The sequence below is a fragment of the Ruoffia halotolerans genome, assembly GCF_014049385.1.
Lineage (GTDB): Bacteria > Bacillota > Bacilli > Lactobacillales > Aerococcaceae > Ruoffia > Ruoffia halotolerans.
In genome coordinates this window covers 78,436-90,961 of the sequence record NZ_JACAOA010000009.1, presented here as the reverse complement: position 1 = coordinate 90,961, position 12,526 = coordinate 78,436, and the positions used below count along the sequence as shown (strand labels likewise).

Annotated in this window: 11 protein-coding genes; all 11 read right to left on the bottom strand. The window is 35.3% G+C overall.

Annotation, left to right across the window (positions count from 1 at the left end):
• Positions 1 to 203: 203 nt before the first annotated feature.
• Positions 204 to 1,985, bottom strand: coding sequence for an oligopeptide ABC transporter substrate-binding protein (locus HW423_RS04995; RefSeq protein WP_218930838.1), 1,782 nt, complete (start codon positions 1,983 to 1,985; stop codon positions 204 to 206).
• A gap of 361 nt (positions 1,986 to 2,346) precedes the next feature.
• Positions 2,347 to 3,309: an ABC transporter permease gene (locus HW423_RS04990; RefSeq protein ID WP_218930837.1), complete on the bottom strand. Its 963-nt coding sequence runs from the start codon at positions 3,307 to 3,309 to the stop codon at positions 2,347 to 2,349.
• 16 nt (positions 3,310 to 3,325) lie between these two features.
• Entirely contained in the window at positions 3,326 to 4,288 is a 963-nt protein-coding gene (opp4B, locus tag HW423_RS04985; protein ID WP_218930836.1) for an oligopeptide ABC transporter permease, read from the bottom strand.
• A 4-nt stretch (positions 4,289 to 4,292) separates the two neighbouring features.
• On the bottom strand, positions 4,293 to 5,252 hold the full coding sequence (locus tag HW423_RS04980) for an ATP-binding cassette domain-containing protein (RefSeq protein ID WP_218930835.1): 960 nt from the start codon (positions 5,250 to 5,252) through the stop codon (positions 4,293 to 4,295).
• Entirely contained in the window at positions 5,252 to 6,265 is a 1,014-nt protein-coding gene (locus HW423_RS04975; RefSeq protein ID WP_218930834.1) for an ABC transporter ATP-binding protein, read from the bottom strand. The genes HW423_RS04980 and HW423_RS04975 overlap by 1 nt, the downstream gene beginning before the upstream one ends.
• A 92-nt stretch (positions 6,266 to 6,357) precedes the next feature.
• Positions 6,358 to 6,597 carry an acyl carrier protein gene (gene acpP / locus HW423_RS04970; protein WP_197104863.1) on the bottom strand — a complete coding sequence of 80 codons (240 nt, stop codon included), beginning with the start codon at positions 6,595 to 6,597 and terminating at the stop codon, positions 6,358 to 6,360.
• Between the two features lie 170 nt (positions 6,598 to 6,767).
• On the bottom strand, positions 6,768 to 7,763 hold the full coding sequence (plsX, locus tag HW423_RS04965; RefSeq protein ID WP_218930833.1) for a phosphate acyltransferase PlsX: 996 nt from the start codon (positions 7,761 to 7,763) through the stop codon (positions 6,768 to 6,770).
• Positions 7,764 to 7,798: 35 nt separating this feature from the next.
• On the bottom strand, positions 7,799 to 9,862 hold the full coding sequence (recG, locus tag HW423_RS04960; RefSeq protein ID WP_268951465.1) for an ATP-dependent DNA helicase RecG: 2,064 nt from the start codon (positions 9,860 to 9,862) through the stop codon (positions 7,799 to 7,801).
• Between the two features lie 57 nt (positions 9,863 to 9,919).
• A complete protein-coding gene (locus HW423_RS04955) occupies positions 9,920 to 11,593 on the bottom strand; it encodes a DAK2 domain-containing protein (protein ID WP_218930831.1) in 1,674 nt (557 codons plus the stop codon).
• 35 nt (positions 11,594 to 11,628) lie between these two features.
• Positions 11,629 to 11,985, bottom strand: coding sequence for an Asp23/Gls24 family envelope stress response protein (locus HW423_RS04950; RefSeq protein WP_138405156.1), 357 nt, complete (start codon positions 11,983 to 11,985; stop codon positions 11,629 to 11,631).
• A 200-nt stretch (positions 11,986 to 12,185) separates the two neighbouring features.
• Positions 12,186 to 12,374, bottom strand: coding sequence for a 50S ribosomal protein L28 (rpmB, locus tag HW423_RS04945; RefSeq protein WP_138405155.1), 189 nt, complete (start codon positions 12,372 to 12,374; stop codon positions 12,186 to 12,188).
• Positions 12,375 to 12,526 lie beyond the last annotated feature (152 nt).

The following is a 12,526-nucleotide window of genomic DNA, read 5'->3' as shown; positions in this document are numbered from 1 at the left end:
CGTTTTATAATTTTCAAATATTACATTATATTGTTCTTTGAATTATTTGGTAGCGCTTTATATGATTTTAAAAATAAGAATATTTTTTAAATCTAATAACTTGATGATGATATATTAATGTTAAAGCTTATTTTATCATTATTATATTCGTATAAAAAAAGCACCCAGCTGGGTGCTTTCAAATACGATATTAAATTTTTAGCTTATTCAGCAGTTGGTTCTTCAGATAGTAAGTAAATATCTGACCATTTTAAGTCCGACCCAATTTGAGTATCCCATTGACTTACACGGTTATTAACAGCTGTTAATGTGTAACGGAATAATGTTGGGATTGTTGGAACTTCTTCAATCATATATTCTTGCCAGTCATAGAATGCTTGTTGACGGAATTCTTCGTCAAAGGATTCTTCTGATTCAATGGCTGCTAACAATTCATCATTTTCTTCTGTTGCCCAACGTGTGTAGTTAAATGGTGCAGAACGACCATATAAACCACTTTGGTTTGGATCTCCACCAACACCGAAAGCAGCTTGAAATACATCGATGGCTGGATCATCTGCTTCAATACGTTCGTAGAACGAATTAAATTCCATTAATTGTCCATCAACGAGTTCAACGTTAATACCGACTTGTTGCCAAGATTGGATGTAATATTGAGCAATCGGCTCAGCCGTTTCTCCACCGGACATTGAAGCGAAACCTAATGTAAATGGTTCTCCATTAGGGTCTTCAACAAAGCCGTCACCATCGTTATCTACAAAGCCTGCATCAGCAAGTAATTGTTGAGAACGTTCAGGATCAAATGTATATCCCTCTTGTTCAGCATTATGATACTCTGTAAAGTTTGGTGTAATATGTGAATTAGCGTTTTGGCGTAATCCATAATAGAATTGAGTTGCAATTGCGTTATTATCAATCGCATAAGCCATTGCTTGACGTAATGCTTTATTTGATGTGACACGTTCTGGTTCTGGTACAACTTCGCCGTTCTCTTCATCCCATGTTCCTTGTTTGAACCCGATATAAGTAATGGCGTTCTCTAAGAATCCAACAGGAGTAAAGTTCGTTGCATCAGCATATGTTTCATATTGGTCAGCCGGTAATGAAGCAATATCATAGTTTCCAGCTTTTAATTCAGATACGATTGTAGAAGGATTTACTACTTCAATAACCATTTCATCGATATTAGGACGTCCATCATAATACTCGTCAAATGCAGTTAAAGTTACCGCTTCACCTGGTGTAATCGATTCTACTTTAAATGGTCCGAAACCAACTGGGTTTTTACGAACATATTCGCTATCTTCCAATTCAGCCACTGGTACTTCACCTAGTAGATGTTCTGGTTCGATATAATTAGAAACACCACCCCCAGCTTGAAGCATTGAGTTATTAAATGTATTATACGTTACTGTTAACGTGTAATCATCCACTCGCTCAAGACCTGAAATTTCATCAGCATCTCCATTGTGATACTCTTCCATACCAGCAACGTTTTGGAAATCTGATCCGTAACGAATTCCAGTATAATCAGGATTACCAATAACGTAGTATGGGAAGATTACATCATCAATTGTAATTTCTTCACCATCATGCCATGTATGTCCTTCTGGAATAGTAATCGTTACTTGGCTGTTCTCTGGATCCATTTCGATATCAGCAAATCCTGAATTATCAATAGTGAAGTTTTCATCATATCCATAAAGTCCTGGATTAAAGAAATTAATAATTTCACCATCTGGTCGACCAGTGTATAATAAGTTGTTAAGAACTCCAGAAAATGTACTATCTGATACTAAAGCGTAATTTAAAGTACCACCTTCGATAGGTTCACCTTCATTTTGTACTAAAGTATCAAACTCTAATACCCCATCTTCTCCTTCTTCTTGAGCTGAGACTAACTGCGTCGTAGGCCCAACTAAAGTCGAAGCAAATGTCATAGCTAAAGTTGTTAGCGAAACATATTTTTTAAACGATTTTTTCATTAAAATCCTCCTATAAAATGATTTCCCTAGCATTAGAATAAATAAAAAAAATTATACAATTTTAATGCAAGCGGTATTATACATTTTAAATCATTATCGCATTAATATCTATAGTTTCAGCTTATTCTTATTAGTTTTTAATTATTTTAATTATCATGTAATTAAACGAAACTTTTATATTATAGACTCCATTATTCTTATACACTTTCCATATTTTTTCTATTAAATGAATGGATTTTTATATATAAAAGATTCAATATATAAGTTAAGTTTCATCAAATTTTACACATTACATTAGAAAAAAACTCATAAAAAAACCGAGCGACGCATCGCTCGGTTCTAAAATAGTATTTGTAACTGTTTAGCCAAGACGTTGTTTTGAATCAGCCACACGTTGGAATGCTTGTCCCATATAGTTAATACTTAACATTAGAGCTAAGATTACTCCAACAGCGGGAAGCCATACCCATATTTTGTTTTGAATAACATCAGGGTTGTTCGCCGCAGCGATTAAAGTACCTAAACTTGGTGTTTCAGATGGTAAACCGAAGCCTAAGAAAGTTAGACCTGTCTCAATACCGATGTTACCTGAAAGACTTAACGTTAAGTTTGTAATGATTAATGAACTTAAGTTCGGCATTAACTCTAGATACATAATCTTCCAATCCGGTGTTCCCATCGTTTTAGAAGCACTTATATAATCTTTAGACGCCTCACTTAAAGCAGATGTACGGAACAGTCGAACGCCTCCAGCCCAACCTAATGCTGATAGAATAGCAATCAGTGACCACATATCGAATTGACGAACAATTGTTACAATTACAATGATTAATACTAGTGGCGGTAAAATAATAATGAAGTCGACAATACGCATCATAATATCTTCTACGAATCCACCATAGTAACCAGCAATAATTCCTAAAGCAATACTTATAATTGATGTAATAATAGTTACGGCAAAACCAATAAATATACTATTACGTGTACCGATAATTAAGAGTGAGAGAACATCACGTCCACCCTCTTCAGCTCCAAGAATAAAACCGTTATCACCTGGTTTAGCATATCGACTAAATAAATCAACTTTAGTTGCTGCATCATGATCCACAACCATCGAACCAATAAATGCGATTAAGATGATTGTAATGAATACAAATAATGCAACAATGGCTGCTTTATCTTTGACAAATTCTCTTCGAATGACTTCGAATCCCATCGGAGGTAATGCTTCGCCTTCAGCTTGAGCTACCTCTAACGATTGATCTAAAGCTTCTTCATTAATTATTTGATCTTCTTTGTTATATTGTTTTTCTTCTTTATCCATGAAACATTCCTCCTTTCTAGTTGATTCGGATTCTTGGGTCAACAAATATCATAATAATATCTGATATTAATGTTCCCAATAAAGTCATAATACCGAATAACAGTACAAGTGTCGTCATAACTGTAAAGTCACGTCCAGTAATCGATGTAATAAATAGTTGTCCCATACCTTGGTAAGTAAAGATTTGCTCTGTAATTACTGATCCTGAAATTAATCCAGTTAAAGTATAACCCATACTTTGCGCAATTGGTAACATTGAGTTTCTGAAGATATGACGACTATAAATCTTATTCATTGGTACACCTTTTGAACGAGCTGTACGTACGTAATCTTGAGATTTAGCATCTACAACTCCGGTTCTTAAGTACTGGATAATACCCGTTGTACTTAAAATACCCATTGTAAAGGCAGGAAGAATCATATGATAAATTCTAGATCCAATATATTCTAAAGTCCCAGGTTGAATACCAGAACCTACTGTACCACGAGTTGGGAACCAACCTAATGTATAACCGAATAACCAGATAAATAATAGACCTAATACGAAAGTCGGTACTGAATATGTTACAAAGTTATAAACGTTAACGGTACGATCAAAGAAAGAATTTTGGAAGCGACCAGATAATAAACCTAAAGGTAAGGCAATTGCATAAGTTATAATTACAGTTAATAGTGATAGCCATAATGTTGGTCCGATACGTTGGCTAATAATTTGAGCTACTGGCATACGGTGTGCCCAACTACGACCGAAGTCTCCTTGTAATGCGCCACCCATCCAATCAATATATCTTTCTGGCCATGATTTATTTAAACCTAATTGTTCACGCATTGCTTCAATTTGATCAGCAGAAATAGTTGGATCCACTAACCCAGTCAGTGCATCCCCAGGCATCATTGCACCTAGAACAAATACAATAATACTAAGGATAAACACTTGGGGTATCATGAGAACAACACGTCTTAATATTGTTTTCCACATAGTATTAAGCGCCCCCTTCTAAAGTCGAAGATACATCTTTTAAAGCAACTGAATGAGTATCAGAGACTGCTTTTAAATCATATACTCGACCATTTTCACTAAAGTATTTTGATTGGTTTTCTTGATATATCTTTTCAACGCGTAAACGGTTCTTCTTATGCTCATCACGATTGTTAGGATCGATTTGAGGAATAGCCGAAAGTAAACGACGCGTATAGATATGTTGAGGATCTTCATAGATATCCTCTTTATTACCATACTCTGTGAAACGCCCACGATACATAATCGCAATTTCATCACACATGTGTTTTACTACACCTAAATCATGTGATATAAATAAATAACTGACGTTATATTCTTCTTGAATTCTCTTCATGAAGTTAAGAACTTGAGCTTGAACTGATAAATCTAGTGCTGATACAGGCTCATCTGCGATAATTAATTTAGGATTAATTGCCACAGCTCTTGCTACACCGATACGCTGTCTTTGTCCACCAGAGAATTGATGCGGATACTTAGTTAAAGCATCTTCTGTTAAACCAACAATATCTAAAAGTTCGATCATACGACGACGTTCTTCATCTGGTGTCATATTCGTAAAGTTACGAATAGGCTCAGCTAAAACGTCAACGATTCTTTTTTTAGGATTAAAACTTGACATAGCGTCTTGGAATATCATCTGAACATTCTGACGATAGTCTGAGCGGCGTTTACGAGCTTCTTTTGAAACATCTTTACCGTTATAGTAAATCTCACCAGATGTAATCTTTTCTAATCCAACAATAGCTTTACCAATTGTTGATTTACCAGATCCAGATTCCCCAACTAGACCGTAAGTTTTACCTTCTTCGAATGATAAGTCTACACCATCAACTGCATATACATAATCTGTGACTCTGTTAAGGAAGCCACTACGTATTGGATAATGTACTTTTAAATCTTTTATCTCTATTAATCCAGACATTATTCAACCTCCTCAGGGAAGTAGAAGTTTTCATGACAAGTACAACGTACCCAATGACCTTCTGCTACTTCGTGTAATTCAGGATTATGCTCATGTTCCTCTTCGTTAATCCAAGGAATTCGGTGAGCAAAACGACACCCTGTTCTTGGTAGATTTGTGATTGACGGAACTACACCTTGAATAACATGTAATTCTCCTGATTCTTCATCCACTAAATCATTAGATTGTGGAATTGATCTTAATAATGATCTTGTGTATGGATGTTTAGGATTATTAAATAACTCTTCCACAGTCGCGATTTCCACAAACTCACCTGCGTACATTACAGCTACTCGGTCAGCCGTTTCAGCAACTACTCCTAAGTCATGGGTAATTAAGATAATTCCTGACTCTGTTTCTTCTTGAATTTCATTTAGTAAATCAAGAATCTGTGCTTGAATCGTAACGTCTAAAGCTGTTGTTGGCTCATCAGCGATGATGATACCTGGTTTACATGCTAAAGCAATGGCAATAATAACACGTTGTCTCATTCCACCTGAAAGTTCATGTGGATATTGTTTTGCCATACGTTTTGGATTGGCAATTCCCACTTGATCTAATAATTCGAGGACACGATTATGACGTTCCTTTTTATTTAATTTAGTATGATAAAATAATGGCTCTTCAATTTGTGCTTCAATCGTCATTAACGGGTTTAATGAAGCTAATGGATCTTGGAAAATCATTCCAATCTCATCACCACGAATTTTTAGATATTCTTTTTCAGACATGTTTAAAATATTTTTGCCTTTATAGTTAATTTCGCCTGTTTGTTTTGAATTTTTTGGATCATGAAGACCTACAATCGCTGTTGCGAGTGTACTTTTACCAGAACCAGATTCTCCAACGATTGCTAATTTTTCATTCTTAGATAATGTTAATGACACACCATCTACAGCATTATAGTAATCATCTTTAACACGGAATCCAATTTCTACGTCTTTCATTTCCAATATTATCTTGTTACTTTCCATAATTTCCCTCCGGTGTCCTTTATAAAAAAATAAAAACACTACTTATTGAAAAACAAGCAGCGTTGTTTTTTTATATATTGCTAAGGATAGAACTATTTTAATTCATCGATGTATCTTACTGCGTCACCTACTGTAGATAATTCTTCTATTCTTTCGTCATCGAACTGAATATTGAAGTGATCTTCTAATTCCATAACAAGTTCCACAACGTCTAATGAATCAGCTCCAAGGTCTTCAAATGTCATTTCTGCATTTACTTTATCTTCTTGAACACCGAAACGATCTACAATCATTTCTCTTACAGTATTTAAAGTATTTTGATTTTCACTCAATTGATACTCCTCCGTTCATTATAACAATTTTACATTATATAACATGATACAAATAATCATCTCATTTGTCTATCATTTTTTCTAATTAATTATAATTTTTTCTATTTTCATATGCTTTAGAGTTCATATAGAAAGCAATACATCAGATGTATTGACACACTCATTTGTTTCTAATTTTCAAAATAATTTACAGCATCTTGAACGACGCCCGCGCTTACAACTGTTCTTGCTTGACGAATCGCATTAAATATTGCTTCGTCGTTGGAAGATCCGTGTGCTTTAATTACTGGAGATTTTACGCCAAGTAAAACTGCCCCACCTTGCTTCGTATCATCTAGATTGTTAAATGTTTCTTTTAATGAGTCTTTAATTAAACCTGCACCAATTTTAGTTTTTAATCCAGAATTTTTTAGCGTATCAAGTAACAATCCAACAATACTTTTAACTGTTCCTTCCAGAGTTTTTAAGACTGCGTTACCTGTAAAGCCATCCGTAATGACGATATCTACTTCTCCGGTTAAGATTGATTTTGCCTCAACATTCCCAATAAAGTTAATATCATCTAATTGCTTCATTAAATCGAAAGCCTCTTTAGTAATTGAATTCCCTTTACCTTCTTCTGTTCCATTATTTAATAAACCAATACGTGGATTTTCTACATTTAATACATTTTTAGCGTAAAAGTTAGCTAATACTGTAAATTGTTCTAGATTAACAGGTTTCACTTCAGCATTTGCTCCAGCATCCATTAAGATCACTTGAGGTGATTCTTTTGAAACCGTTGGAATAATTGGCATTAATCCAGGACGGTCAATATTCTTAATTCGTCCAACAACTAGTAAACCAGCTGTTAATAAAGCCCCTGTATTACCGGCAGATAATAAAGCATCTGCTTTACCTTCTTTGACATCACGTGCAGCAACAACCATAGATGAATCTTTTTTCCGACGAATGGCTCTCACGGGTTCATCTTCTCCAGTGACAATCTCAGTTGTGTGAATGACTTTAATACGGTCATCTTTGACTAAGTATTGTTCAATACTTTCACTATCACCATATAAATTAATTTGGATATCGTTGAATGTTTTTATTGCTAAATTAGCGCCATCAACAATGGCTTTTGGTGCATTGTCGCCACCCATAGCATCGATTGCAATTGTAATCATTTTATCCCTCCACTATCTTTTTATTTCTATCTATACTAAATTTTTATTTGCTGGTTTGTCAACCAATTAATGATTGCATTAATTTCCTGATCTTCTAACTCTAAAGGGTGATTTAAATACCATGTAACTTCATCCTTGGCTACTTTGTGGATATGTTGATCTTCGAATAGATTGGCATACTTAAATTGAGGAATCCCGCTTTGGGCTAAGCCTAAGATATCACCCATCCCGCGTATCTTCATATCTTCTTGACTTATAATGAAGCCATCCGATTCTTGTTCCATTATTTCAAGTCGCTTTTTACCTTGTTCAGTTGTCGGCTTACCGATTAAGTAACAATAACTTTGTAGGTTACTACGTCCGACACGTCCTCTTAATTGATGCAACTGAGCTAAGCCAAAGCGTTCAGCTGAATGGATAACTATAATTGTCGCATTAGGTACATCGACTCCGACTTCTACCATCGTTGTTGCTACTAGAATTTGAAGTTCATTTTGTTCATAAGCATTCATCACTTGCTGTTGGTCATCTTTACTCAATTGACCATGTAAAGCTCCTACATTCCACTCTGGAAACTGTATGGATAATTTTTCTTTAATCGCATTTACATTCTCAATTTGTTCTAAATGTTCAGATTGATCAATGATGGGAAGAACATAGTATATTTGATGTCCTTCTTTTAATTCTTCCGCCATTTTATTATAAAGGAAATCGATATTATCTTCATCGATTACTTTTGTTTCAATTGGTATTCTCCCTTTAGGTAATTGATCAATAGTTGATACCGTCATATCCCCATAGATTGTTTGGGCTAATGAACGTGGAATTGGAGTTGCTGTCATTTGTAAGATGTTTAAAGTTTCTTCTACTTCAACTTTCTCCATCAAAGCATGGCGTTGATCTACTCCAAACCGGTGTTGCTCATCAATAATTGCTATCCCTAATTGCTTATATGTCACAGCGGGTTGAATTAAGGCATGCGTTCCAATGACAATTCGTATTCTTCCACTTTCAAGTCCATCTAAGACGTCTTTCTTCTCTTTAGCTTTCATTGCACTGACTAAAATCTCGCTATGGTAACCCATGTCTTCAAAAATTCGATTAAAATTCACAACGTGTTGTTTAGCTAGGATTTCAGTTGGTACCATTAAGACAGCTTGATAACCAGCTAAAACAGTAGCCATCATGCCTAGAAATGCAACAAGTGTCTTACCACTCCCCACATCCCCTTGAAGCATGCGTCGCATAGGATATGGCGCTAATAAGTCATAGCATATCTCATTGACAGCCTTTTTTTGTGCTTCTGTTAATTGATAGGGCAATTGCATAATAATTTCTTTTAAATCATGATTATCGTACACGACACGAATCCCCTTCTCTTTGTGAGATTGCTGCATCGTAGCTTGAAGTCGCCATTGGTATAAGAAAAACTCTTGAAAAATAATTTTTCGCTCAGCTTCTTTAAACTCTCGGGCATCTTTAGGAAAATGCATTTGATACAAGGCTTTATTTAATGGTAGCAATCGATACTTATGATTAATATTATCAGGAATGACTTCGACAATTGAAGAGGCACTCGCTTCAAAGGCTGACTTTATCGCTTTAATGATTTGAGTCTGTTTTAAGCCTTTTGTCGTTGAATAGACTGGATTAAAATCACCATTATCTTCATTTAATTTAATAATTTTCATACCTAATAGATTTTGACGGTCGCTTTGCCATTTTCCAAAGATTGCTTTCTCTTGACCAACTTCAACACTCTTTGCTAAATAAGGTTGATTGAAGAAAGAGACACTAATAATATTATGCTCATCAAGACTCATTCTGAATGTCAATCGACTCTTACGGCCTCCAAAGTAATTTACAACTGCTGGAGTCACTACCGTGCCTTTAAGTGTTACTTTCTCTCCATCAAGAATTGACTCAAGCGGTCGTGCTTGTAAATCTTCATATCGAAAAGGAAAATGAAACATTAAATCGCGAATGGTACTCACACCTAAGGAAGCAAATTTGTCAGTCGCAACTGGACCAACGCCATTTAGTTTATTAATTGTTTCATTCCAATTTAATTGATCCATAATTGACTCCTTTTTTGTCATGGTTGATATGCAAAAAAGGGAAAAGGAACAATATGCCCCTTTCCCCTTTGAATAGATTTATTCTACTGACATAATATACTCGTAAACAGGTTGGTCACCTTGAATCACTTCAAAATCCACCTCAGAGTAAGTTGCTTCTAATTGTTCAATGACTTGTTCAACAAGATCTTCTTTACCGCCTTCACCAATGAAAATGGTTACAATTTCGCTTTCATCATTAATCATATTATCTAAAGTGTTGTATAAAGCATTCTCTACAAGGGGTTCAGATAAGATAATTTTACCATCAACGATTCCCATGAATTCATCTTTCAGAATTTCAACGCCGTCAAGGTTTGTATCACGAATAGCATAGGTAATTTGACCCGTCGAAACCATTTCAATGTTTTCACTCATGGCAGCACGATTTTCTTCAATCGTTCCTTCTGGATTATAGGCAAAAATAGCACTAATCGCTTCTGGAACTGTTCTTGTTGGTACAACCACTGCAGGTTTTTCAATCACTTCTGCTGCTTGTTCTGCAGCCATGATGATGTTTTTATTATTCGGTAATAGAATAAAACGTTCTGCTGGTATCGACTCCATCGCTTTAACAAAATCTTCTGTTGATGGGTTCATTGTCTGACCACCTGAAAGAACAACATCAATACCGATTGATTTTAGCATTTCAGTCATACCTTCCCCTGCTGCAACAGCAATCACTGCATAATTTTTAGGAGCTACTGCAGTTGTCTGTTGTTGAGATAGAGCTTGATTGGCAGTTTCTAGATCACGCACTTGTTCACGCATATTATCTACTTTAATTTTGATTAATTCACCATACTCTTGACCTAATTGCATAATTTCGCCTGGGTCTTCAGTATGGATATGTACCTTCGCTATTTCATCGTCAGATACAACTAATAATGAGTCACCTTTTTCATTTAAGATATTACGGAACTCATCATAATCAAATTCTTTTTCAACGGTTGGACCATTACCGATACGAACCATGATTTCTGTACAATAGCCGAATGTAATATCATCCATTGACATTGGGTGTTCATTTGTTTCTTCGAATACCGCATGAGCATGCGCTTCTGACTTTTTAGAATGATCTTCAGAGATAATGACTTCACCAGTTAAACTTGACAGGAATCCCTCATAAAGACAAAGTAAACCTTTTCCTCCACTATCCACAACGCCGACTTGTTTCAGAACTGGTAACATGTCTGTCGTTTTCTCAAGTGCAACACCTGCGCCTTTAACGATTGCTCGCATAATTTCAACGATGTCTGTTGTGTTTTTAGCTGCTTGTTCACCAGCTAAAGCCGATTCACGTGCAACTGTTAAGATTGTTCCTTCAACAGGCTTCATAACTGCTTTATAAGCTGATTCTACTCCACCAGCAAATGCTTTAACAAAGTATTCAGCATCAACATTCTCTTGATCTTCAATCGCTTTAGAAAAGCCTCTAAAGATTTGTGATAGGATAACGCCTGAGTTTCCTCGAGCTCCCATTAATAACCCTTTAGCTAAGGCTGTACTTGCTTCTCCAACGTGTCCTGAAGTATTTTCTTTTAATTTTTCAACACCAGAGATAAATGACATATTCATATTCGTTCCTGTATCTCCATCTGGAACTGGGAATACATTTAGTGAATTGATTAAATCAACGTTCTCTGTTAAACGATCTGCTCCAGCGATAATCATTGATTGAAATTCTTGTGCCGTTAACATAGTAAGTTCCAACTTTCGTCCTCCTTATAACTCATTGACTTTAGAATTTAGTCAACTTTTACTCCTTGAACGTGAACATTTACAAAATCTAGTGTGAATCCTAGTAAACGTTCGACATTATATTTTACTGTTTCTTGAATATTTTGACAGATGACAGATATTTTTGTTCCATAAGATACAAGAATATATACATCCACCGCCACTTTGTTACCGTTTTGGGAAAGAACTACACCTTTGGCAAAATTCTCTCTACGTAAAATTTCTATTATATTATCACGAAAGAAACTTTTACTTACCATCCCTACGACACCGTAGTTATCAGTAACCGCTGCACCTACAACTGTTGCGATAACTTCATTACTTAATGTGATTTGTCCATTTGGGGTTGGAATATTTATTGCCATACAATCTCCTCCTATTGTTTATATCTTAGTTATTCTATCATAAACATCGTTATTATTCACTTAAATTGATATTACCAAACTACAACGGTTTGACAAAGGGAATTGTATCATATAAAAATTTGTTCAAGTTTATGTTCGATTACAAATAAAAAAGCTAACTTGCTCAAAGCAAATTAGCTTATTTAAATAATATAACGAGATTAAACACGTTCAACTTTACCTGATTTTAATGCACGTGCAGAAACCCAAACTTTCTTAGGCTCGCCGTCTACCATAATGCGAACTTTTTGTAAGTTAGCACCAAAAGTACGTTTGTTTGCGTTCAATGCATGAGAACGAGTGTTACCAGATCTAGCTTTACGTCCTGTAAAGTAACATTCTTTAGCCATTAGTATTTCCTCCATTTCTTGCAGGAGCTTTGTCTCTGCTTTTTCATACCGTAATAATTTATCATATTTTTCATTCTTGTGCAAGAATTTTTTCAATATTTTCTATTTATAAAGCGGTTTTGTTTCCAAGAAGTAATATTAGTCTATCCAAG